This window comes from Halobellus sp. H-GB7, from assembly GCF_030848585.1.
GTDB classification, from domain to species: Archaea; Halobacteriota; Halobacteria; order Halobacteriales; family Haloferacaceae; genus Haloquadratum; species Haloquadratum inordinatus.
The window spans coordinates 31,608-52,432 of sequence record NZ_JAVDDW010000003.1; the positions used below are offsets into that span (position 1 = coordinate 31,608).

Sequence of the window (20,825 nt, forward strand, 5' to 3'; positions counted from 1 at the left end):
CGAACGGCCGTCGATGGAGTGCGCGTTCGTCGGCGCCGGCGCAGTCGCTCGAAAGTACGCCGCTGGTCTCGCGGAGTCGTCACTGGAGCTAGCCGCCGTCTGCGATCTCGATTACTCCCGGGCCGAAACGCTGGCGAGCGTCCACGGAGCCACGCCGTACGCCGACGTCGGAGAGTTGCTCGCCGCCGAGTCAGTGCCGCTCGTCGTGAACCTCACGAGCCACGCCGCCCACGCCGACGTGACGGAACACTGCCTCCGCGCAGATCGTCACGTCTTCAGCGAGAAACCGCTCGCACTCGACGCCGACCGCGCCGCCGACCTCGTGGCGATGGCCGCGGAGCGAGAGGTGGCGCTCGGCTGTGCGCCGATCAATCACCGCTGTGACGCCCAGCGTCACGCCCGGTCGCTCCTCGGCGACGGCCGTTTCGGGCCGATCCGACTGGGGTACGCCCACGCCCACGTCGGGCGCGTGACCGAGTGGCACGACTCGCCCGGTTCGTTTCTCGCTGTCGGCCCGCTGTACGACGGTGCCGTCTATCCGCTGTCGCTCCTGGTGTCCTGGTTCGGTCCAGTCGAGCGCGTTCGGCGCGCCGACGCACTCGACGTCTGGCCCGACCGTGAGGAGCGCGAACCCTCCCGACCGGCGCACGTCGAGGCGACGGTCGCCTTCGAGTCCGGTCCCGTGATCCGCCTCACTGCGAGCCTGTATGCGCCCCATCGAAGCCGCGAGTTCAACAGCCTCGAACTCCACGGCGACGACGGCTCGCTGTATCTCGCAGACAGCGGCGCGCTCGCCGCCGAGCGCGGCACCGTCTCCGTCGGTGGCGCGGGTCGCTCCTACGTCGCGGCCCCGCACCCGTCACCCCGTCGAGAACGGCGGTACCTCGCGGGGCCGGAACGGCTCGCTGCGGGTGTCGAACGCGGCGACCGCTCGACTGCAGGGGCCCGTCGTGCCGCTCACGTGGTGGCTGTCTGTAACGCCATCGAGCGCGCGGCCGAGGACGGCGGCCCGATTCCCGTCGCGGGCGAGTGGACCGCGCCTCCCGAGACCGAGGCACTCTCGGCTCCGCCGGTCCGGCCGATCGCGCGCCACGCGGGCGCTCTCGATTCAATGTCCGGGCCGCGACGCGCTGACGCTTCGACGTCTGGGACGCGGCGCACTGACGCTCTGACTCCCGGATTCCGACAGGCTGACTCCGACTCGTCCCCGACGACCCGTGACGCCGCGATTCGACTGCCGCCGGTCGGCTTCGGCTGTTCTCGCTACCGCGACGGCGAGTACGTCGATCGAATCGAGTCGATCGCGACCGCGCTTGATGCGGGCTACCGGCTGTTCGATTCGGCCGAGCTGTACGGCAACGAATCGCGGATCGGCGACCTTCTCGACTCGCCCGGCGCGCCCGACCGCGAGGGGCTCTTTCTCCTCAGCAAGGTCTGGAACACGAATCACGAGCACGTCGCGGAGGCCTGCGAGGGAACGCTCGCGGAACTCGGTATCGACGCACTTGACGCGTATCTGCTTCACTGGCCCGACGCGTGGGCCTATCAGGGGCCGCTCTCGGACCTCGCGTCGCTGCCGCCGGCCGAACAGGAAGCGCTGACGTTCCCGACCGACGCCGACGGGGCTCCCGAAACCGCCGACGTGTCGCTCACGGAGACGTGGGAACGGATGGAGGCCCTCTACGACCGTGGTCTCACCCGATCGCTCGGCGTCTGCAACGTTTCGCTCCCCCAACTGGAGACCATCCTCGGATTCGCGCGTGTGCCCCCAGCCATCGTACAGGTCGAATCGCACCCGTATCGCCCCCGCACCGACCTGATCGAGGCGTGTCACGCCCGCGGCATCCGGGTACTCGCGCACTCGCCGCTGTCCGCGCCGGGACTGCTCGACGAGCCCGTTCTCGCCGAAATTGCGGACGAACACGACGTCTCGCCCGCAGCAGTCGCCATCGCATACCACGTCGACCGCGGCGTCGTCCCGATCCCCGCCAGCAACGACCCCGACCACGTCGCCGCCAACCTCGCGGCCGCGCGGCTCCGGCTCACCGACGCCGACCGCGACCGCCTGGCGACGCTCGAAGATCCGGAGTTCGAACGGTGACTGACGCGCGGACGGTCCCGGCGGCGCTCCAGCGCGAGTGGGCTGCGGTCGCCGTGACGACCGTCGTCCTCACCGCCGGCGGCGCAGCGGCGCTCGCACTCGGTATCGAAGACGCGGCAGTGTTGTTGGCGGCGCCGCTCGCTGCGCTTCCGCCGGCCGCGATCCAGTGGGTCGTCCCCGCGTCGACCATCGCGGGCTTCGAACTGTGGTTCACTTACCGGCACCTGGACGCGAATCGACCTGACGAAACCGCAGGCAGGGAATCAGTGTACGAGTCGCTCGGTGCGCCGAACCTCGTGACGCTCGCCCGCGGCGTGCTGTTCGCGGCGCTCGCTGGCTTCGGCGCGGTCTCGTCCACGCCACAGGTCGCGTGGCTGCCGGCGCTCCTCTACGGCGCCGGCTGTGCGCTTGACTTCGTCGACGGCTTCCTCGCTCGGCGGACCGGCCGGACGACCCTGCTCGGCGCGAAACTCGATATGGCGTTCGACACGACGGGCTTCCTCGTCGCGCCCGTCGTCGCGGTACTGTGGGGACAACTCCCGATCTGGTACCTGTCGCTGTCGGCGGCGCGATATCTGTTCAAACTCGGTCGCGGACTGCGTCGTCGGCGCGGCCAGCCCGTTTACGACCTCCCCGACAGCGTCGTTCGCCGGCCGCTCGCGGGTCTCCAGATGGCGTTTATCACGCTCGCGCTCTCGCCGCTGCTCTCGTTCGCGCTCGTCCGTCCACTCGCGGCGGCCGTTCTCGCGCCCTCGCTCGCCGTCTTCGTCCGGGATTACCTGGTCGTTTCCGGGCGGCTGCCACGCGGCGCTATCTATAGTAGCGTTTGCAACTGATCACACAGCCAATCGCACGACTGCGTGCGATTCGGTGCGTGAAGACTTGCCAACGCTACTATAGCGATGCGGCGCTACGCTATCCGACGGCCCGGATGAGCACGAACAGCGAGCCGACCGACGCGAGCGTCGTGAGAAACACGTTCAGCGAGGCGAACTCCGCGTCGCCGCCGAGTTCCGTCGCGAACACGTACGTCGACACCGCGGTCGGGGTTCCGAGCATCACGATCGCGGCCGTGAACGTGGCGGCCTCGACCGGCAGCAGCGAGAAGACGAGCCAACCGAGCGCCGGCATCAGTGCGATCTTCAGTGCGACGACGCTCCCGGTCGCGCCGAGATCGACGTTGGGCATATCGATCTGCAGCGACGCACCGACACACAGGAGTGCGATCGGCAGCGCGAGCGTCCCGAGCACGTCGAGGCCGGCGGTGACGGTCGCTGGAACCGGCAGTCCGAGCGATCCGATCGTCAGCCCCGCGATGAGCGTCGCGAGGACGGGATTGCGGATGAGGCGGTTCAGTTCGTCGCCGAGGGAGGCGTCCGCCTCGTTGATCGCGGTGAGGACGACGACAGTGAGCGGCACCTGCGTCAGCGACATCACGCCGAGGACGACGCTCGCGATCGCGGTGACCTGTTCGTCGAACGTCGCCGCGACGAGCGGGAGTCCCAGATAGCCGATGTTCGAGTGATACGACTGCACGATGGCGACGCTCTGGCGGCCGCCTGCGGACCGCCTTCGGTGGAGCCCCCACGCGACCCCGGCGGTCGCGAAGAGTACTGCGAGCAAGCCGGCGACCAGTCCCGGCGTGAGCAGTTCGTCGATCGCGCGGTCGTACGTCGAGACGAAGATGAGCGCCGGCAACGCGACGTAGTAGGCGAGGTCGTTGAGACGCTGCGTCCGATGAGTGTCGAGGACGCCCGACAAACGCAGTCCGGTCCCGACCAGGAGGAGCGCGAGCAGTCCGAGCAGTCGGCCGAGGACCTCCATACGAAGGTCGAGTCCACAGAGCGTTTTACGCTGTTCGACTCGACCGTCCGTTGCCCTGTCAATCCCTTGCGTGCCTCGTTTGCAGACTCAGCACATTGCCGTACGCGATTTATGCCTCGTCCTCCGAACTGGCAGTATGGATCTGCCAGACTCTCCGACCACGCGGCGCGCCCTCCTCGGCGGGATCGGGACGATTCTCGCCGGCGGCGGCGTCGTCTACGGGGCGTCGCGTCTCGATTCGGCGTCGTCGCCGCCGCCCGACGTTCCGCTCTACAGTAGTTCAGAGACTACCGGATTCGGTATCGACCTCCAGGGGCACCCGGTGATGGGTGAGTCGAACGCGTCGGTCGATATGTACTACTGGAGCGACTACCAGTGCCCGTTCTGTCGGCGCTTCGAGCAAAATACGCTGCCGGATCTGATCGAGAACCACATCGAGACGGGCTCGATCCGGTTCGTGTTCATCGAGTATCCCTATCTCGGCGAGGCGTCGATGACGGCCGCCGTGATGGACCGCTGCGTCTGGCGAACCGTCCGCGAGGAGACGCCCGCCCGCTACTGGGAGTGGCACTCGGCCGTCTTCGACGCGCAGTCGTCTTCGAACTCCGAGTGGGCGTCGCGGGCGAACCTCCTCGACATCACCCGAGAGGTCGACGGGATCGACGCCGACGCCGTCGACGCGTGTATGCGCGAGCGCCGCGACGATATCGAGGCGTCCATCGAGACGGACGTCCAGCAGGCCAGACAGTACGGGATCCAGGGCTCGCCCGCGTTCATCGTCTACAACCGACAGACGAACGCGGCGGGACAGATGGTCGGCGCACAGCCGTACGAACGCTTCGACGAAGCCATCTCGAAGGTCAGAAACGCCTAACAAATGTCCGAGACACCACAAGACACGCATCTCGGCCGATTCGTCGCCGCGATGGCGTATCCGTTCACGTCCACCGCGCGAACGGTCGGGACGGTCGCCGTCGCGGCCGCGACGTACTGCCTGCTCGTGTTGAGTTCGTTTCCGACATATACGATGCAGATGCTCGGGGCCGACCTCGCGTACGCCGACGACGCGCTGCTCGCGCTCACCGCGAACACCTACCAAACGATCGGCGCGCTCGGACTCGGCTTGATCGTCGTCTACGCCGTCGTGACCGGGATCGCGCTCACGACTGCGATCGGGCGCGTTCGCTACGTCGGCGTCCGCGGCGCTCGCGGGCTGTCGAGCGTCCTCCCGGGGCTCGTCGCGTCGGGCTGTGCCAGCTGTGGGGCCGGCGTCCTCGGACTTCTCGGCTTCGTTGGCGCCCTCGCGACGTTGCCGTTTCACGGGAATCTGCTCCGTCTGGGCGGTCTCGTCCTCCTTCTCGGCTACCTCTCGCGGATCGGCGATCCGCGGCAGTGCTCGATCCCTGCTGCGTCGGGGTCAGAATAACGCGGGCGTCGGCCCCTGTACGACGCTGGGCTGTCGCGCACTCGTCACTCACCGCCGGCGTTCGGTCGTCACTCACCGCTGGCGTTCTGGTCGCACGCGCACGAGCCGCCTCGATACCGAAGGGCCAGCCCCAAGAGCCCGACCGTTAGCGCCGAGACGAGAATCCGAACGACGCCACCGCCGAGCGCGGCCGTCGCGCCGCCGGCGACCGTCCCGCCCACCGCGCCACCGGTCGCCGGTGCCGCGAAGAGACAACAGAGACTCACGGCGCCGCCGAGACCGAGGAGCGACCAGCGAGAGTCCGAATCGGCGCTCTCGTCTTCGCTGGCCTCACACGACGGCCCGGTCATTCCGAGGGCGACCCCGACGGTTGGTCGACGCAGACCTCACACGTCCGCTGGGAGCGGACGTACAGCAGCCCGCCGAAGAACGCGACGCTCACAACGCCCAGCAGTGGTCTGAGCGGATCCAAGTAGGTCATCAGCGCCGAACTGCTGAACAGCGCGAGCAGCAGGGCGTTGCAGATCGGACAGCCGAAGGCGAGAAACCCGAGGGCGGCGCTCGCGGTCGCGGCCCCGTCCTCGCGCTGGCTGGCGGGCGTCCGCTGGAACGTGTAGAGGCCGAGAAAGCCTGCGGTGAGGGCGAGAAACAGGTAATCGAGCGGCGTCCGCGGGACCATCCGTACGTAGAGCGGATTGGGGATCAGCCCGGTGACGACGCCGAAGAGGACGAACGAGCCGGCGCCGACCACCGCCGATTTGGCGATCCGCGTTCGCGATCGGTTCATATCACCCACTCTCCGATACGGACCACATAAAACGCCCCGGCTTTTTGCACCGCCGGAGAAAACGCCGCGGCCGACGTCTCCGTTCGTCACCGCCGACACGCCGAACCGTCGATGCTTTGCATCTGGCCGAAATACGGCCGATATGGAGTGGGGAAAGAGCGCGAACGCGCCCATCTTCGAGCTGCTTGCGGACGAGTACGCGCGGCGAATCCTCCTCGCGGCCGATCGGGAGCCGCGAACGGCCAAAGAACTCCGTGAGGTCTGTGACGCCTCCCTCTCGACGGTCTATCGCCGGCTCGAAACGCTCCAGGAACACGACCTCATCGACGAGCAGTCGACCGTCGGCGCGGACGGCTCACACCGACGCCGCTTCGAGACGACGCTCGAATCGATCCACGTCGAAGTCGTCGACGGCGACCTCTCGCTGTCGATCGAGACGCGTGACGACCTCGCGGACAACTTCACGTCGCTGTGGAACGACATCCGAGACAGCACATAATGATCGACCCGCCGATCTTGGTCGTCAAACTGATCACCCTCGTGCTCAGCCTGCTCGTCGCGTACCTGGCGTATCACGGTTATCAGCGCAGTTCGAGCAGTCCGATGCTCTACGTCTCGGCCGGCTTCGTGTTCATCGGGATCGGCGCGATCTGTGAGGGCCTCATCTATCGTATGTTCGACACGTCTCTCCTCTCGGCGGCCCTCGTGCAGGCGCTCATCGTCTCCAGTGGAATGCTACTAGTACTGGCGTCGCTGACGGTGGACACGGAGTGACGTGAGCCGTCTATTATACTGCCGGACAGCAGTTCGCGAATGCTGTTGGCACCCAGGGGTGCCGATAATTTCCACATCGTTCTATCCGGTAGTATACTACACCTTCGACTTGCTGGACCTGGATCTCGACCTCGGCCGCGACGCCGGCGCGGACGACCAGTTCGACTAGGTCTTTTTGCGCCCGCTGCGTACTCTCAAGCTATGAACGCAGCGGGATTCACGTTCGACTTTCGTCCGGGCCGAATCGTCACTGGCGCGGGTTGTGTCGACCAACTGGGAACGGAACTCGAACGCCAGGACCTCGACAGCGCGATGCTCGTCAGCGGACGGACCGTCGGGACGACGCCGGCCGTCGTCGATCCGATCCGGAAAGGTCTCGGCGACCGCCTGGTCGCGGAGTTCCCCGAGACGACGCCCGCGAAGACGCTCGGGACGGCGCTCGCGGGCCTCGAACGAGCCCGAACGGAGGGCGTCGACGCCGTCGTCGCCGTCGGCGGCGGGAGCACGCTCGACACGGCGAAAGTCCTCGCCGCGCTCTCGTCGCACGGGGACTCAGCGGCTGCCGTCGCTCGGGACGCCGTCGAGACCGGGGACTTGCCTGTCGCGACCGACGGTGATCCCCTCCCGATCGTCGCCGTCCCGACGACACTCGCCGGCGCGGACCTCTCAGATCTCGCTGGCGTGACGCTCACTCTGGATCGCGACGCCGACCTCGACGGTGAACAGGCGGACGACGGCCCTCCGAGTGGAGGCGTGCGCGACCCGCGGCTGATGCCCGACGCGCTGTTTTACGACGCCGATCTCTACCGGACGACCCCGCAGTCCGTCCTCGCCGCGTCGGCGATGAACGGCTTCGACAAAGGACTCGAAATGCTCTACTCCCCGCTTTCGACTCCGATCACCGACGGGACGGCCGCGCGCGGACTTCGATTGCTCCGCTCGGGTCTTGGGACAATCCGCGAGGACCCGATGGACGCTGACCGCCTTTCCGACGCTCTCGCCGGCATCGTGGCCGTCCAGTACGGTCTCGCCGGCGCTGAAGGCTACCGGGCGTCGATCGTCCACGCGTTCGGCCACGGCTTCTCGCACGGCTACGACGTTCACCAGGGCACGATCCACGGCATCGTCGCTCCCCACGTCCTGCGCTACGTCTTCAGCGAGGTCGACGGTCGCCGGGATCTCATCGCGGAGGCGCTCGGTCTCGACGTGGCCGGACGGCCGGCCGACGTCGTGGCCGAGGCGATCGTCGACGCCGTCGCGGCCGTTCGCGACGAACTCGGCCTGCCGGGCCGCCTCCGCGACGTCGAGGGCGTCGCGCAGGGGGACTTCCCCGAGATCGCCGACGCGATCCACGCCGACGACCTGCTGGGGGTCGCGCCCGACGGCGTCGACCCGAGCGTCGCTGAAATCGCAGCAATTCTCGAACGCGCGTGGTAGTCCACTGTCGTGCGCGTGGTCGCGCTCAACTGTCCTCAGTTCCGTGGGTGGCGTCGGATTCGATCTCGGCCTCGCGGAACGCGTCGGCCAGTCGCGACTCCGTCGGGACGGCCCGACGAAACGCGGGATCGTCGATCTCGACCTCGCCGTTGACCGAGAGGAATCCGAGGCCGCCCGTCTGGGCCGCGTCTAAGTTCACGAGAAACGCGACCTTCCGCTCGGCGGCGACGCCGTCGACGGCCAGGTCGGGATCGATCGAGCCGTAGAGCCGGCGGTTCTCGAAGACGTGCTCGACACACCGTTTCGTGGGGGCAAAGAGCAAAAGCAGGTGGAGGCCCGGACCGTCGCGACCGAGTCGCGTCCGGAGGTCGTGGGTCTCGTCGGCGTAGAAGTACCGCTCCATCCGGCGGTACTGTCTGAGGATCTCGTTTGCTCCCGACGCCATCCGGACTGCCGGATCGGCCTTCAACTCGGCGAGGTACGAGACGCGCTCGGGCGGCGACGTGCGGGCGTACACGTCCACGACGCCCCGGTTGCCGTAGTGGTCGTAGGGCTCTTCGAGGCGGACCTCGGGGTCGTCGAAGGCGGCCTCGAAGTGTTCGATCAGGGCCGTCGCCAGTTCGTCCTCCCGCATCGTCCGAGAGGACTTTCTGGGCGGATATATGCGCTCCGCTGTCGGTCTCCGGTCTGTCTTTGATGCTGTTTCCGCGCCACCTTCTTCAGTCCTGCCCGGATACTGCCGCGTATGCCCGCAGCACTCGTTCTCGCCGGCGGTCGCTCGACGCGGTTCGGCGACCGCGACAAGGCCGTTGCCGACCTCGCCGGGACGCCGATGATCCGCCGCGTCGTCGATCGGATCGCGCCGGTCGTCGACGAGGTGGTGATCAACTGCCGCGCCGAGCAGGTCGATCCGATCGCCGACGCGCTGGCCGGGAGCGACTTCGACGCGACGTTCGCGGTCGACCGCGACCCCGACGAGGGACCGATGGCCGGCATCGCGCGCGGTCTCGAAGCGGTCTCGGCCGAGTACGCGTTCGTCGTCGCCTGCGATATGCCGTTCGTCGATCCCGACTTCGCCGCGTACCTCTTCGAGCGGGCCGCAGGACGCGACGCCGCCGTCCCGCGTCCCGACGAGTGGTATCAGACGACCCAGGCTGTCTACCGGACCGAACCGATGGCCGCCGCCTGTCGACGCGCGCTCGACCGCGGCGAGCACCGCATCGTCGCGCCGCTCTCGGAACTCGACGACGCCGTCGTCGACGCGACCGAGATCGAACGGGTCGCGTCGCTCGACACCTTCGAGAACGTCAATACGCCCGAAGAGTTCGCGGCGGCGACCGAACGCCTGCGCGATGAGTGACCCCGAGGTCCCGGCTAACTCGGCGGAACGGTCTAACGATTTTCTCATAGGGACTATCGTAAGTCCTCATAGATTTCTCGCCGGACGGTACGGCGAGACTCTCCGAACAGTTACGATAATCCCTATCAGACGATGTCGACGAGGGGCTCGTCGGCGCGCATCTCCGCGAGTACGACGTGCGGGACGTCGACTCGTTCGTGGATCTCCGCGGCGATCTCGCGGGCCGTCGCTTCGAGACTCTCGTCATCGACCATATTGAGTAGCGGAATCATCGTCGCGCCGTCCGGAAGCCCCTTCCGTCCGCCCTCGTCGCTCGCGAGCACCGTCGCGACGTCGGCCGCGGTGATCTCATCGCCGGGCTCCAGTCCGGTGAGCCTGGCGACCTCGTCGACCCGGTGGACGATCTCCTCGGAGAGCGGTTCGCCAACGACGTGCGCGCTCGCGATCGACACCACCGTGTCCGCTGTTCTCGGCAGTCGCGGCTCGTGTTCGTCGGGCGCTTTGAACTTCCGCATCCGCGCGCCGTCGGCCTTGACGAACACGGGAAGGTCGAACTCGCTTAGGCGGTCGATTTCTTCCGGGTCGTAGCCGTAGTATCGGTCTTCGCGCTCCCGTTCGGGCACGACGCCGAGTGCCCACTCACCGTCACCCTCGCGTTCGATCTGCGATCGGACGGCGTCGACCGGATCAGGCGTGACCGCGACGCGGTCGACCCACTCGTCGAAAATCGGGATGCGAACCGTCGCGGTGACGATCGACCGGTCGAGCCGATCGGCGAGGGTCTTCATCGTCGTCTTCTTACCGCCTGCGCCGACGACGCAGGTCGTCCCCGTTGCCGCGTCGAGTGCCGTGACGATGTCCATACGTGGTTCTCTCGGTGTGGGATGATCAATCGTGCGCTTCGCTCGGTCGGCCGCGGGATCGACGGCTGGATTGTAGTGCTGCACGCCCCCACCCCAGCGACGCTTCGGCCGGTTACGAAAGCTGTGCGGCGATGTCCGTCGAGGAGACCATCCCAACGGGGTCGTCGTCGACGACCGGCAGGTGACTGATGCCGAAGTTCTCCATCATCGCCGCGGCCTCCGTCAGGCGAAGTTCCGGCGGTACCGTCTCGACGGACTCGGTCATCACCTCACGAACGGACGTTTCGGCGGGGTCGTGATCGTTGGCGATCGCATCCAGAACGTCGGTGCTCGTGACGATCGCGATTTCGGTCGTCGGGACGAGCAGCGCGTTGATATCCTTCTCGCGCATCGCTTTGGCCGCCTCGACCAGCGTCGCGTCCGGACTGATCGTCTCGATCGGTTTCGACATCACGTCTTCGACAAGCGTCTGCCCAGTTGCCATACCCTTCCAAACGACCACCGGGGATTTTGACCTTTCGTCACAGACGCGCCACGTTTTGGCGGTCTCTCATAGTGATTACTCTCACTGTGTACCGTCGAGCGCCACTCCCGGTGGCGATGGTCGGCGGTAAGAGACGAGAGTAATCATTATGACTCCTCGGTCGCGCTCAGGGCAACGCGTCCGAGAGCATATGCCGGAGCGGACCCTTGGCCGTCTCGTTCTGTAAATTCAGCGCCGGGCAGTCGGTGAGTTTCTCGACTAAGTTGATGCCTGCGGTCGTGTTCGTCGCGATGCCCGCCACGAGATCGGGCGAATGTCCGAACGCCTCCTCGATTCCGACGACGGCGTAGGGATCCGACGCACAGAGTAGCGTGAACGCGACCTGATCGTCGAGCAGATCGACCGCGGCCGCTCCGTTGTACGGTTCGAGCGGGCTCGCGCCGACCTCCGCGACGATCACGTCGGCCTGCCGCTCCTGGATGCGACTCAGCACCGACTGGATCGACTCCCGGAAGGTCTCCTCGGGGACGACCGTCGTCGGGAGGCCGGCGTCGACGAAGTCGTACACGGATTCCGCACCTGCGACGCTCATCGAGAGCGCGTCGTTGTACGTCCCCGCGCCCGTCAGTTTACAGCCTGCGACCTCGTATCCCTGCTCGATCAGGACGCGGATGATCACGCGGGCGCTCAGCGTCTTGCCCGCGGACATACTCGTCCCGAGGACGAGGATGACGGGCGTGTCGAGTTCGGCCTGCGGCGCGTCGATCCGGTAGTCCCGCATTCGTACGACCTCCTCGTCGATCGCGACGTGGCCCTCGTATTCGATTTCGATCGGCGTCGGGACGTACGCCGAGACGGACGTGGCACGCCCGAGGACGCCGCCGCCGGTCAAGATGTCCATCTGTCCGTCGTCGCCGACGTCCTCCCAGCCGCCGACGAACCCGCGGGTCGCCCGTCGCGTGCCGAGCGCGCCGACGATCGTCTCGCCTTCCATCAACTCGACGCGGCGACCCTGTGGATTCTCCAGTCGGGCCTCGGGCGCGGGCCGGCGGGTGACGCGCGCGAGCACGTAGTCGCCGGTCTCCCACGCTGACTGTGGCCGCTCTTCGACGTCGTACTCTCGGTCTTCGAGGTCCGCGATCCGCGTCACGGACGCGTGCACGTCTGCGTTCATCGGTTGCCCCCGTCGTCGCTCTCGCTGGCTCCTTTCGCGGCCCCTTCGTTCCCGTCTATGTACTCTGCAGGGTCGTCAGGAAGCGGCTCGTCGAGCAGGCAACTCGTCAGCAGCGCGACCCGATCCGCGAGCGCGTCGAGGTCGACGTACTCGAACGTCTGGTGGGCGCCGTCGCCGACGGCCCCGAAGCCGTCGATCGTCGGCGCGTACTGGCTGGCGTCGTTGCCGTCGCTGGCTCCGCCCGAGCGAGTTCCTTCCAGATCGAACCCGAACCGCCGCCCGATCGCCTGCACGCGCTCCCAGAGCAACCGGTTGCCCGGCGTCAACTCCATCGGCGGCCGCCCGAATCCGCCATCGATCGTGAGCGTGGTGCCGGGCGTCGACGCCTCCAGCGACCGTATCTGTTCCTCGACGGCCGTGGCGGCCTCCTCGGTCGGGGCGCGCACGTCGACCACGGCCTTCGCCCCCGGCGCGACGACGTTCGGGCGGAGTCCGGCCTCCACCTGCCCCACGTTCACGGTGACTCCGGAGTCGATATCGGTGAGTTCGTGGAGTCGTTGGATGACGCTCCCGAGTTCCTCGGTCGCGCTCGCGCCCTCCTCGGGTTCGATGCCGGCGTGCGCCGCTTTGCCCTCGATCGTCACCGTGAAGCGGCCGACTGCCTTCCGCGCGATCTTGATTTTGCCCTCGGGACCGCTCGCGGGTTCGAGCACGAAAACCCGGTTGGCCTGCTCTGCGAGTTCGCGGATGCGCGCTTTGGACTCGGGGCTGCCGATCTCCTCGTCGCTGGAGACGAGCACGTGCACCGGCAGCGACGGCTCCAGTGAGAGCGAATCGAGGGCGCGCAGCGCGAACACCGCCTGGGTCAGCCCGCCCTTCATATCCAGCGCGCCCGGACCTTCGAGCACGTCCGTTCGACGCTCCGGCGGGTCCTCGTCGATCGTCCCGAGCGGCCAGACCGTGTCCGCGTGCCCGAGCACGAGCTGGATCTCGTCGGCGGGCTCTCGGTCGGGCGTCCACGCCTCCAGTCGCCCGCCTGTCTCCCCGCCGGGGGAGCGCTCGGTCTCTAAGCCCGCCTCCCGGAAGTCGTCCCCGAGTCGGTCGAAAAACGCGTCGAACGTCTCGGGGTTCTCACTCGGCGTCTCGATCTCGACCAGGTCGAGGAGGTGCTCGGCGACGTCGTCGCGGTGGCCTCCTACCCAGTCTTCGATTCGTTGCTCGACGGGCCCGTCGTGGTTTGATGCAGATGCAGTCATTTCTCGAACCCCTCCGGGAACGGGAACGCCTGCGTCTCGCTGACGCTCGCGAAGCGGTCGGGATAGAGATACGTCATCACCGGCGCGCGTTCGAGCACCGATTCGGGCTCCTCGTCGGCGGCGTGGTAGGCGTCGCTGTGGACGTACTTACCGACGATCTCGCCGGCCACGAGCGCATTCTCACCGAACTCGTCGACGGTCTGCAGCAGCTCACACTCCAGTACCGCGTAAGCGTCTTTCACTGCGGGCGCGTCGACGGCGTCGGCGTCGACCGTCTCGATCTCGGTGAGCGAGGGCTTCGAGCCGTCGTCGTCCCGGGGTCCGGCAGCCAGACTGGCTTCGAGGACGTTCTCCGGTCTGGGATAGCTGACGGTGAACTCTCCCGTCCGCTTGGCGTTCTGGTACGTGCTGTGCGCGGGCGTACAGACGAACCCGAAGTAGTCCGACCACCCCAGCGGGAAGGCCATATGCTTCGGCGCGAGGTCGCCTGAACCATCGGGTTCGCGCGTGCCGACGATCACGAGGGGCGACGCTGTGTACACCGTCTCGAAGAACGGTTGGTCGGGCTGTAACGCGCGGAGGTCGGGATCGTCGGACAGAGTCATCGGCGGTCTGCCGTAATATGTCACTCACGGGAAAAACCGGTTTCGGTGATTCTTACCCACGTGGTTTCGCTGGCGTCGAGAACACTCTCCCTCCGCCAGCGGCGACGCCTCGGCGCCGCCACGTCAGTCGTCGTAGCTCTTGCGTTCCTGCGTCGGATGGTCTTTGATGTAGACCTTCGTCTGGTCGGGGATGTCCTCGGTGATCCAGGAGTTCGCGCCGATGCTGACGTGGTCGCCGACCTCGATCGCGCCGAGTACCTTGGTTCCGGCGCCGATGACGACGTGGTCACCGATGTCGGGATGTCGCTTGTAGCCCTTCTTCAGCGCGTGTTCGTCACCCTCTTCCTCCTCGAAGTGGAGCGCGCCGAGCGTGACGTCCTGATAGAGGCGGACCCACTCGCCGACGGTCACAGTCTCGCCGATGACGACGCCGGTGCCGTGGTCGATGAAGAAGTACTCGCCGATCTCCGCGCCGGGGTGGATGTCGATCCCCGTCTGGGTCTTCGCGTACTCGGTCAGTTCGCGGGCGTACTCGGCCGCGCCGATGTCGTAGAGCACGTGAGCGACCCGCTGGATCATAATCGCCTGGAATCCGGGGTACGACCGGATGATCTCCATATACGTCTTCGCTGCCGGGTCACCCTTGTACGCGGCCTCGACGTCCTTCTTCAGCAGTCGTCGGATCTCGGGGAGGCTGTCGAGCAGCGCCGCGACGGTCTCGTTCGGCCGGCCGTCCGAGTAAGGGCAGACGCCCGACTTCACGAGGCTCCCGAGTTCGTCGAGCCGATCGACGATCGCCAGTTCGTCGCGGACGAGTTCGGGCGCGTTCCAGGCGGTCGGAAAGAACAGTTCCTGCAGCAGCGAGATCTCCCGTCGGGAGTGATCGCGCTCCGGGAAGCACGCCGTCACGCTGGACGGGAACGGGTCCGTGTCGTCGTGATACGAGGCGAACAACCGCTCGTGGGCGTCGCCGGCGTACCGGTATTCCATAGTGCCGATTGTCGCCAGGTGCCTATTATAGTAGCGCTTGCCGACAGACAGACCGTTATTGGCGCTCGAAATCCAGTTCCTCGACGCGCTCGCGCGGGGAGTTGGTTTCGACGTCGCGGTCGTGTCATCTTTCGGCGTCGGGGTGTGTCCCACCCCTGTCCCACGGTCGTGCGTAGACGACCGCAGGCCGCACAAGTGTTTTTGTTCGGTGCACACAATATCGACGTGACTGCGCGACCGACCAACCCTCTCTCACTCAAATCAATGGACCCAGAAGACGAACGCGCGTGGAAGCAGGCCGTAGAGCAGAACCGAGAGCGGAAGGAGCGGTACTTCCGTGAGAATCAGCGCTCGCCGATTCCGCCGGAACTTCGCGGTGCGGACTTCCCCGGCCTCGATTACTACGAAGTCGATTCCGACTATCGGTACGAACTGGAACTCGAACGCTACGACGACCCCGAGACGGTCACCGTCGAGACCACGGCCGACGGCGAGCAGACGTACCGCCGCGTCGGCCAGTTCCGCTTCGAGGTCGACGGCAACGAGGTATCGCTCGACGCCTTCGAGCCGACAGACGGGAGCGACCGACTGTGGGTGCCGTTCCGCGATGCGACGAGCGGCGACGAGACCTACGGCGCCGGCCGGTACATCGATCTCGAACCGGAGGAGAACAAGATCGGCGACGACACCTGGGTGCTGGACCTGAACCGGGCGTACAACCCGACGTGCGCGTACAACCCGGCGTACGAGTGCCCGCTCGTGCCGTCGTCGAACTGGCTCGACGTGCCGGTCGAGGCCGGCGAACGCGACTTCCCGGCCGATATCTACGGCGATCACTGAGGCACTGCGGCCACCGCTGACGGCTCTTTTCGAGGGCGAATTACGCGCCCTTCGACCACTACGCGCTCGCTGACCGGTCGTCGTCGCGGGCGCGTCGCGCTCGACCCGTGAGCGCCGTCGCCGCGAGGAGGAGACACGCCGTCGGGAGGACGAAGTACCAGCCGATGCTCATCAGTCCGATGACCGAGACGACCGTCCCGACGAGGGCGGTGCCCCAGAGCAGGCGACGACGGCCGGTCCAAACCGCTCCGACGCCGACGACTACAACCGCGAGGAGCACCATCGCCCACGCGAAGAACGTGGCGGCGTTGCCGCCGCCGTTTCCGAGCAGGTAGTCGATCCCGGAGCCACAGGTGCGACTGACGGCGCTCGTCCCGTCGCTCGATGCCATTCGTTCGGTCCGGCAGTAGATCGGACCGAACGCGCCGAGCATACTGAGTACGCCAGCGAGACCGCTGAGGGCGGCGGCGACGCCCGCACCGCGGGCGACGCCCTGGAGGGAGGGGCGGAGACCCATAGCCGGAAATTCTCAAACGAGAGATAAATACGTTCGCCCCAGCGGCAGATTGATATCTGGATTACACGAAGTCTCTACTTCTTGAGTAGCACCGCGGCGAGGACCGCGCCACTGACGAGGAACGCGCCGCTGACGATGGCGCCCATCGCGATGGAGCCGAAGCCGGTGCCGGTCGTTCCGGTCGCGGCCGGCGTCTGCGTCGCGGGCGAGGCGTCCGCGGTGTCTGCTGCCGACGTCGTCGGTGTGTCGGCCGCCTGAACGACGAGACTCCCCACGTCGGCGGGCCGGGCGGTCCGTTCGCCGCCGGCGTACAGGGATACGTCGTACGTCGCCGGGTCGAGCATCGAATCGAGCGACGTCTCCGAGCGCACCTCCACGCTATCGCCGCCGGAGGTGCTGAGCGTCTCGCCGCCGCGCCCGGCGAGCGAGGTGTCGACGTAGAGGACGGCCTGTCCGTCGCCGTCCTCGTCGCGGACGAGCGCTTCGAGTTCGTAGTTGGATTTGGTCTCGTTCCCGAGCACCACGACCGCTTCGTCGCGCTCGTCGAAGGTGAGCGGGATCGCTGCCACGCCGCCAGCGTCGACGACGAAGATGTTCTCACCGAACGCGACCGGAGCCGTCGCCTGGGCCGTCTGCGTCGGCGTCGGCGTCTGTTCGGGAATCGGCGTCGGCGTTCCGCTCGGCGGGGTCTCGGCGCAGTCACCCTCGCAGGCGACCACCTCGCCGTCGACCGCTGCCTCGGCGGAGCCGTCCTCGAAGGCGGCGCGCAGCGCGAAGGTGTTGCCGGCGTACTGTTCCGAGAAGTCGAACGCGACCGCCCACGTCCCGTTCTCGGTCACGACACCGGTCGCCGTCTTCAGGAATCGCGGCGTGGTGTCGCCGGACGAGCGGACGCGAACGAGCACTTCGGTCCCCACCGGGGCGTCCGCTGTTCCGCGCACAACCTGTGACGTTCCGTTCGCGACGGTCACGCGGTCGCCGTCGTGCTCGACAGTGATCGCCGAGTCCGCGGTGGCAGACGCCGTCGCGGTCGACTCCGCGGCGGCCGGCGACGCGAGGACCGCGGGTCCGAGTGCCGCTGTCAGAACGACGAGCGCGAGCAGTATCGGCCGGGTGCTACGCATCTGTTACCTCCGCTGGTCGGGCCGTCTCGCCGCTCGACGGTTCAATCGACTGCACTGCAACGTCCGTTCGAACTGGTCTGGAGGGCATACAGGCACACTGACGTGTGCATCCGATTAAGAACGCCCGATTGCTTCGAGAGCTATTTACGCTACCCGTGGTTCCGGGAGATTCAAACGTCAGCGGACTGGAGTATCGACGTCGTGACGAGTGACCGACGGGACGGATCCGGGTTTCGCGTCAGCCGCCGCCGCGCGCTGACGGTCGGCGGTGCGGCGGCGTTGAGCGTGTTGAGCGCGCGCGGACTGTCCGTCGCCACAAGTTCAGCGAACCGTTCGGATGACCGCCCAGAGCGCGGTGCGCCCGGGGACGACGCCGACCCGATCCGCCGCGTTCACGACGCTGGCGTCACCGGTTCGGGGGTTCGCGTCGCCGTTCTCGATCCGACCGGATTCGACCCTACGCACGCGGCGCTCGCTGGCGCAGTCGCGGACATCAGACAGTTCAGCGCCGAACGCGCCGTCGTCGATCGGACGACACACGGCACTGCCGCGGCGGCGTCGGTTGCTCGCCTCGCGCCCGACGCGCGCGTCCTCCTCGCCTCGTTCCGCACGCCAGAGGAGTTCGTCGCGGCCATCGACTGGTGCCGCACGGGCGATGTCGATGTCGTACTTGCGCCGGTTGCGGCCCACGGAACCGCGGCGACGCCACAATCGGACGTGTACCGTGCGACGCGACGGGCGATCGACTCGGGAACCGTCGTCGTGGCTCCGACCGGAAACGCCGCGCTCGGACACTGGCGCGGGCCGTACGCCGCACTGGCCGGCGACGGCCCGGACAGCCGCCGGCGACTTCGAATCACGGCGCTGTCGGCCGCCGATTCTCTTTCCGGTCGTTTCCTCGCGTGGCTCGTCACCGATCCCTCGCTGGGCGTCGATCTGACGCTCGCACTCTTGCGCGCCGTCGACGGCGGCGAGCGCTGGAACCTCGTCGCCGTCTCCCAGCCCGTCGCGTCGCGGGCTGGGCAGCGACTCGTCGCCGACCTCTCGGACGCCGAGTACGCGCTCGTTGTCCGCCCGGCTGGCCGAGTGTCCTCGTTTTCGCCGTCTGCAGCGGGGGACTCGGCGGCCGGCACCGGTCGCGTCGAAGTGACGACGCCCACGCACGCGCTCTCCCGCGCGCGACCGCTCGGGAGCATCGCCGCCCCAGCGAGCGTCCCTGGCGTCGTTGGCGTCGGCGTCACTGAGACCGATCGCGACGCAGCGCCTCCGGGGCACGCGACCGCGACTGCCTCGGACGCCGCGCTTCCCGACCCCGTTTCGCCGTACAGCGGCCGTGGACCGACGCCCCAGGGTGGTGTCGGCGTCGACGTGGTTGCGCCGCCGCGCCCGTGGGTCGCTGACGGTCGCCCGGGAACGTCGGCGGCGGCGGCACGCGCCGCCGGCGTGGCGGCGCTGCTTCGCGGTATCGACCCGGCGCTCTCGCCCCGCGACGTCACCGAGGTGCTGCGTCGCTCGGCCGGGGATCTCGGCCGTTCAGGTCGGGACCTCTCCAGCGGCTGGGGCCGACTCGACGTCGTCGCCGCCGTCCAGCGGGTACGCGCTCGGTAACGGCGGGGACCGCATCGCTCGCCCCTGCTTTTCTACGACTCAAAGAGCCGCTTAAGTTACGCGGACATTGATGCACCCGGTCGCCGTACGTCTACTCAAGGATGTCCTCCCCGATCGCGCGACTGGGCGACCGGACTCGCTCGCCCGACGCCACGCCGGCCGTCGTCGACGTCGCCGACGAGGACGCCGGCGAACTCGTCGACGCACTGAGCTCAAAAACGGCACGCGAACTGTTCAGTGCGCTTCACGACGACCCCGCGCCACCGTCCGAACTGGCCCGTGACCTCGATACCTCCGTGCAGAACATTCACTACCACCTCTCGAAACTCCAGTCTGCAGGCGTCGTCGAGTCGGTCGGGACGCGTCTCTCGGAGAAAGGCAACGAGATGACCGTGTACGGGCCGGCGGCCGATCCGATCGTCTTCGTCGGGGACTCCTCGCCCGCACAGCGCGGGACGCTCAGACGCTCGCTCGCGGACTGGGCGACTGGAATCTCGGTTCTCGCGTTGACGAGCCTCGCCGTACAGATCGCTGCCGAACGCTTCCTCGGCGGCCCCGCTTCGTCGCTCTTCGAGCCCGCCAGCCTCGGTGTCGCCAACGGGAACGCGCTGCTCCGTGGCGTCCTCCTTCTCGCCGAACCGGGGCTGCTCTTTTTCCTCGGCGGTCTCGCCGTCTTCGTCGCTGTCGCGTTCACTCGGGCTTGAGGGAAGATGGGGCGGTCCGGGGACCGACGCGCGCTCACAGCGCAAGCGGTATGCTTTGGGGGTCCTGCGCGGCGTGCTCCCGAACGAAATCCCCGTCTCGGAGTTCACCCCCCCCGTCGCTCACTGCGGCGGTTCACTTTCTGCCCGTGCTCGTGGTGCTCGGCGGCGTCGCCCGCAAGAAGATCCAGTCGACGGCCGACGCGTAGCGTCCGCCTGCTTGTCTCACGCTTTCGCGTCGCGTCCGTCGTTCCAGACCTCACTCCGCGCGTGCGTCTGCGATCGCCTCACGGAATGCCGCAGCGCGTTCGGTGATCGCCTCGTAGTCGCCCGCCGCGACGGCATTTGAATCGACGAGGGAACTGCCGACCCCGACGCCGTCGGCGCCGGCCTCGATGAAGTCCGCGACGTTGTCAAGCGAGACGCCGCCGGTCGGCAGCAGCGGCAGGTGTGTGAGTGGCCCCTTGAGACTGCTGACGTGGCCGGGCCCGAGCGTCGACGCGGGGAAGATCTTCAGCAGGTCAGCGCCCGCCTCGTAGGCGTCGACGGCTTCTGTCGGCGTCATCACGCCAGGCGCGACGACGGCACCGTACCGATTGCAGGTCGCTACGACCTCCGGATCGAAACTGGGCGTGACGACGAACTCCGCCCCCGCCCGGAGCGCCGCGCCCGCCGTTTCGGCGTCGAGAACGGTCCCTGCTCCGACGAGCACCTCAGACCGGTCGAAAGCGTCGCTCACACGGCTGATCGTCTCCAGTGCGCCGTCCGTGTCGGCGGTCACTTCCACCACGTCGACGCCGCCAGCGACGAGCGCGTCGACCACGTCGACCGTCTTCGGCGCCGGCACGCCCCGGAGAATCCCCACGGTTCCGGTGTCGAGCAGGCGCGCGAGGTCGGTATGTCGGTGTCGGCTCATACGCCTCCCTGTCGAGTGACGGTGATAAATCGACCGAC

At 67.6% G+C, this 20,825-nt stretch carries 24 protein-coding genes; 11 read left to right on the plus strand and 13 right to left on the minus strand.

Annotated elements, in window-relative coordinates; genetic code table 11:
- Positions 1-13: 13 nt before the first annotated feature.
- A complete protein-coding gene (locus tag RBH22_RS07050; protein ID WP_306676994.1) occupies positions 14-2,101 on the plus strand; it encodes an aldo/keto reductase in 2,088 nt (695 codons plus the stop codon).
- Positions 2,098-2,937 carry a CDP-alcohol phosphatidyltransferase family protein gene (locus tag RBH22_RS07055; RefSeq protein ID WP_306676995.1) on the plus strand — a complete coding sequence of 280 codons (840 nt, stop codon included), beginning with the start codon at positions 2,098-2,100 and terminating at the stop codon, positions 2,935-2,937. Before RBH22_RS07050 ends, RBH22_RS07055 begins: the two co-directional genes overlap by 4 nt.
- Before the next feature lie 79 nt (positions 2,938-3,016).
- Here the strand turns inward: RBH22_RS07055 and RBH22_RS07060 are convergent, their stop codons facing one another.
- The gene (locus tag RBH22_RS07060) at positions 3,017-3,925 is read right to left on the minus strand and encodes an AEC family transporter (protein ID WP_306676996.1); all 909 of its coding nucleotides are present in this window, start codon (positions 3,923-3,925) and stop codon (positions 3,017-3,019) included.
- 136 nt (positions 3,926-4,061) lie between these two features.
- Here RBH22_RS07060 and RBH22_RS07065 point away from each other — a divergent pair, with 136 nt between their 5' ends.
- The gene (locus tag RBH22_RS07065) at positions 4,062-4,799 is read left to right on the plus strand and encodes a thioredoxin domain-containing protein (RefSeq protein WP_199723068.1); all 738 of its coding nucleotides are present in this window, start codon (positions 4,062-4,064) and stop codon (positions 4,797-4,799) included.
- A 3-nt stretch (positions 4,800-4,802) separates the two neighbouring features.
- Positions 4,803-5,351 (plus strand): hypothetical protein, encoded by a 549-nt coding sequence (locus RBH22_RS07070; protein WP_306676997.1) that lies wholly within the window; start codon positions 4,803-4,805, stop codon positions 5,349-5,351.
- 68 nt (positions 5,352-5,419) lie between these two features.
- Here RBH22_RS07070 and RBH22_RS07075 read toward each other — a convergent pair whose 3' ends face one another.
- Together RBH22_RS07075 and RBH22_RS07080 are read right to left on the minus strand one after the other, a co-directional pair.
- Positions 5,420-5,701, minus strand: coding sequence for a hypothetical protein (locus RBH22_RS07075; RefSeq protein WP_306676998.1), 282 nt, complete (start codon positions 5,699-5,701; stop codon positions 5,420-5,422).
- Complete coding sequence (locus RBH22_RS07080; protein WP_121570117.1) at positions 5,698-6,138, minus strand: hypothetical protein; 441 nt, start codon at positions 6,136-6,138, stop codon at positions 5,698-5,700. The genes RBH22_RS07075 and RBH22_RS07080 overlap by 4 nt, the downstream gene beginning before the upstream one ends.
- Before the next feature lie 142 nt (positions 6,139-6,280).
- Here RBH22_RS07080 and RBH22_RS07085 point away from each other — a divergent pair, with 142 nt between their 5' ends.
- The 3 genes from RBH22_RS07085 (at position 6,281) to RBH22_RS07095 (ending at position 8,349) form a co-directional block, all read left to right on the plus strand.
- Positions 6,281-6,637 carry a helix-turn-helix domain-containing protein gene (locus RBH22_RS07085; protein ID WP_121570118.1) on the plus strand — a complete coding sequence of 119 codons (357 nt, stop codon included), beginning with the start codon at positions 6,281-6,283 and terminating at the stop codon, positions 6,635-6,637.
- Positions 6,637-6,912 (plus strand): hypothetical protein, encoded by a 276-nt coding sequence (locus tag RBH22_RS07090; RefSeq protein ID WP_199723069.1) that lies wholly within the window; start codon positions 6,637-6,639, stop codon positions 6,910-6,912. The genes RBH22_RS07085 and RBH22_RS07090 overlap by 1 nt, the downstream gene beginning before the upstream one ends.
- A gap of 201 nt (positions 6,913-7,113) precedes the next feature.
- Entirely contained in the window at positions 7,114-8,349 is a 1,236-nt protein-coding gene (locus RBH22_RS07095; protein ID WP_306676999.1) for an iron-containing alcohol dehydrogenase family protein, read from the plus strand.
- Positions 8,350-8,374: 25 nt separating this feature from the next.
- Here RBH22_RS07095 and RBH22_RS07100 read toward each other — a convergent pair whose 3' ends face one another.
- A complete protein-coding gene (locus tag RBH22_RS07100; protein ID WP_306677000.1) occupies positions 8,375-8,983 on the minus strand; it encodes a hypothetical protein in 609 nt (202 codons plus the stop codon).
- Positions 8,984-9,094: 111 nt separating this feature from the next.
- On the opposite strand from RBH22_RS07100, the gene RBH22_RS07105 reads away from it, so the two are divergent.
- Positions 9,095-9,709: a molybdenum cofactor guanylyltransferase gene (locus RBH22_RS07105; protein ID WP_306677001.1), complete on the plus strand. Its 615-nt coding sequence runs from the start codon at positions 9,095-9,097 to the stop codon at positions 9,707-9,709.
- 125 nt (positions 9,710-9,834) lie between these two features.
- Here RBH22_RS07105 and yqeC read toward each other — a convergent pair whose 3' ends face one another.
- The 6 genes from yqeC to epsC all read right to left on the minus strand — a co-directional run bounded on the left by yqeC (position 9,835) and on the right by epsC (position 15,081).
- Positions 9,835-10,572 carry a selenium cofactor biosynthesis protein YqeC gene (gene yqeC / locus RBH22_RS07110; protein WP_256290762.1) on the minus strand — a complete coding sequence of 246 codons (738 nt, stop codon included), beginning with the start codon at positions 10,570-10,572 and terminating at the stop codon, positions 9,835-9,837.
- Between the two features lie 112 nt (positions 10,573-10,684).
- Complete coding sequence (locus RBH22_RS07115) at positions 10,685-11,056, minus strand: CBS domain-containing protein (RefSeq protein ID WP_199723070.1); 372 nt, start codon at positions 11,054-11,056, stop codon at positions 10,685-10,687.
- Between the two features lie 166 nt (positions 11,057-11,222).
- Positions 11,223-12,230, minus strand: coding sequence for a hypothetical protein (locus RBH22_RS07120; RefSeq protein ID WP_306677002.1), 1,008 nt, complete (start codon positions 12,228-12,230; stop codon positions 11,223-11,225).
- Complete coding sequence (locus RBH22_RS07125; protein ID WP_306677003.1) at positions 12,227-13,486, minus strand: M20 family metallopeptidase; 1,260 nt, start codon at positions 13,484-13,486, stop codon at positions 12,227-12,229. The genes RBH22_RS07120 and RBH22_RS07125 overlap by 4 nt, the downstream gene beginning before the upstream one ends.
- Positions 13,483-14,091 carry a flavin reductase gene (locus RBH22_RS07130; RefSeq protein WP_256290755.1) on the minus strand — a complete coding sequence of 203 codons (609 nt, stop codon included), beginning with the start codon at positions 14,089-14,091 and terminating at the stop codon, positions 13,483-13,485. Before RBH22_RS07130 ends, RBH22_RS07125 begins: the two co-directional genes overlap by 4 nt.
- A gap of 123 nt (positions 14,092-14,214) precedes the next feature.
- Positions 14,215-15,081 carry a serine O-acetyltransferase EpsC gene (epsC, locus tag RBH22_RS07135; RefSeq protein WP_306677004.1) on the minus strand — a complete coding sequence of 289 codons (867 nt, stop codon included), beginning with the start codon at positions 15,079-15,081 and terminating at the stop codon, positions 14,215-14,217.
- 264 nt (positions 15,082-15,345) lie between these two features.
- Here epsC and RBH22_RS07140 point away from each other — a divergent pair, with 264 nt between their 5' ends.
- A complete protein-coding gene (locus tag RBH22_RS07140; protein WP_256290797.1) occupies positions 15,346-15,921 on the plus strand; it encodes a DUF1684 domain-containing protein in 576 nt (191 codons plus the stop codon).
- A 58-nt stretch (positions 15,922-15,979) separates the two neighbouring features.
- On the opposite strand, the gene RBH22_RS07145 is transcribed toward RBH22_RS07140, so the two are convergent.
- On the minus strand, positions 15,980-16,438 hold the full coding sequence (locus tag RBH22_RS07145) for a hypothetical protein (RefSeq protein WP_306677005.1): 459 nt from the start codon (positions 16,436-16,438) through the stop codon (positions 15,980-15,982).
- Between the two features lie 74 nt (positions 16,439-16,512).
- The gene (locus RBH22_RS07150; protein WP_306677006.1) at positions 16,513-17,562 is read right to left on the minus strand and encodes a BGTF surface domain-containing protein; all 1,050 of its coding nucleotides are present in this window, start codon (positions 17,560-17,562) and stop codon (positions 16,513-16,515) included.
- 201 nt (positions 17,563-17,763) lie between these two features.
- Here RBH22_RS07150 and RBH22_RS07155 point away from each other — a divergent pair, with 201 nt between their 5' ends.
- Both RBH22_RS07155 and RBH22_RS07160 read left to right on the plus strand, forming a co-directional pair.
- Entirely contained in the window at positions 17,764-19,170 is a 1,407-nt protein-coding gene (locus RBH22_RS07155; RefSeq protein WP_306677007.1) for a S8 family serine peptidase, read from the plus strand.
- 101 nt (positions 19,171-19,271) lie between these two features.
- Positions 19,272-19,874, plus strand: coding sequence for a helix-turn-helix domain-containing protein (locus tag RBH22_RS07160; RefSeq protein ID WP_306677008.1), 603 nt, complete (start codon positions 19,272-19,274; stop codon positions 19,872-19,874).
- 256 nt (positions 19,875-20,130) lie between these two features.
- Here RBH22_RS07160 and eda read toward each other — a convergent pair whose 3' ends face one another.
- Positions 20,131-20,787 carry a bifunctional 4-hydroxy-2-oxoglutarate aldolase/2-dehydro-3-deoxy-phosphogluconate aldolase gene (gene eda / locus RBH22_RS07165; RefSeq protein WP_306677009.1) on the minus strand — a complete coding sequence of 219 codons (657 nt, stop codon included), beginning with the start codon at positions 20,785-20,787 and terminating at the stop codon, positions 20,131-20,133.
- Between the last annotated feature and the right edge of the window lie 38 nt (positions 20,788-20,825).

What these genes read in the sequence shown, in the direction of transcription:
- RBH22_RS07075 (WP_306676998.1), bottom strand. Translation starts at nt 5,701, where the DNA reads ATGACCGGGCCGTCGTGTGAGGCCAGCGAAGACGAGAGCGCCGATTCG.
- RBH22_RS07130 (WP_256290755.1), bottom strand. Translation starts at nt 14,091, where the DNA reads ATGACTCTGTCCGACGATCCCGACCTCCGCGCGTTACAGCCCGACCAA.
- RBH22_RS07090 (WP_199723069.1), top strand. Translation starts at nt 6,637, where the DNA reads ATGATCGACCCGCCGATCTTGGTCGTCAAACTGATCACCCTCGTGCTC.
- epsC (WP_306677004.1), bottom strand. Translation starts at nt 15,081, where the DNA reads ATGGAATACCGGTACGCCGGCGACGCCCACGAGCGGTTGTTCGCCTCG.
- RBH22_RS07125 (WP_306677003.1), bottom strand. Translation starts at nt 13,486, where the DNA reads ATGACTGCATCTGCATCAAACCACGACGGGCCCGTCGAGCAACGAATC.
- RBH22_RS07105 (WP_306677001.1), top strand. Translation starts at nt 9,095, where the DNA reads ATGCCCGCAGCACTCGTTCTCGCCGGCGGTCGCTCGACGCGGTTCGGC.
- RBH22_RS07145 (WP_306677005.1), bottom strand. Translation starts at nt 16,438, where the DNA reads ATGGGTCTCCGCCCCTCCCTCCAGGGCGTCGCCCGCGGTGCGGGCGTC.
- RBH22_RS07080 (WP_121570117.1), bottom strand. Translation starts at nt 6,138, where the DNA reads ATGAACCGATCGCGAACGCGGATCGCCAAATCGGCGGTGGTCGGCGCC.
- eda (WP_306677009.1), bottom strand. Translation starts at nt 20,787, where the DNA reads ATGAGCCGACACCGACATACCGACCTCGCGCGCCTGCTCGACACCGGA.
- RBH22_RS07095 (WP_306676999.1), top strand. Translation starts at nt 7,114, where the DNA reads ATGAACGCAGCGGGATTCACGTTCGACTTTCGTCCGGGCCGAATCGTC.
- RBH22_RS07070 (WP_306676997.1), top strand. Translation starts at nt 4,803, where the DNA reads ATGTCCGAGACACCACAAGACACGCATCTCGGCCGATTCGTCGCCGCG.
- RBH22_RS07140 (WP_256290797.1), top strand. Translation starts at nt 15,346, where the DNA reads ATGGACCCAGAAGACGAACGCGCGTGGAAGCAGGCCGTAGAGCAGAAC.
- RBH22_RS07100 (WP_306677000.1), bottom strand. Translation starts at nt 8,983, where the DNA reads ATGCGGGAGGACGAACTGGCGACGGCCCTGATCGAACACTTCGAGGCC.
- RBH22_RS07050 (WP_306676994.1), top strand. Translation starts at nt 14, where the DNA reads ATGGAGTGCGCGTTCGTCGGCGCCGGCGCAGTCGCTCGAAAGTACGCC.
- RBH22_RS07085 (WP_121570118.1), top strand. Translation starts at nt 6,281, where the DNA reads ATGGAGTGGGGAAAGAGCGCGAACGCGCCCATCTTCGAGCTGCTTGCG.
- yqeC (WP_256290762.1), bottom strand. Translation starts at nt 10,572, where the DNA reads ATGGACATCGTCACGGCACTCGACGCGGCAACGGGGACGACCTGCGTC.
- RBH22_RS07115 (WP_199723070.1), bottom strand. Translation starts at nt 11,056, where the DNA reads ATGGCAACTGGGCAGACGCTTGTCGAAGACGTGATGTCGAAACCGATC.
- RBH22_RS07150 (WP_306677006.1), bottom strand. Translation starts at nt 17,562, where the DNA reads ATGCGTAGCACCCGGCCGATACTGCTCGCGCTCGTCGTTCTGACAGCG.
- RBH22_RS07060 (WP_306676996.1), bottom strand. Translation starts at nt 3,925, where the DNA reads ATGGAGGTCCTCGGCCGACTGCTCGGACTGCTCGCGCTCCTCCTGGTC.
- RBH22_RS07160 (WP_306677008.1), top strand. Translation starts at nt 19,272, where the DNA reads ATGTCCTCCCCGATCGCGCGACTGGGCGACCGGACTCGCTCGCCCGAC.
- RBH22_RS07120 (WP_306677002.1), bottom strand. Translation starts at nt 12,230, where the DNA reads ATGAACGCAGACGTGCACGCGTCCGTGACGCGGATCGCGGACCTCGAA.
- RBH22_RS07065 (WP_199723068.1), top strand. Translation starts at nt 4,062, where the DNA reads ATGGATCTGCCAGACTCTCCGACCACGCGGCGCGCCCTCCTCGGCGGG.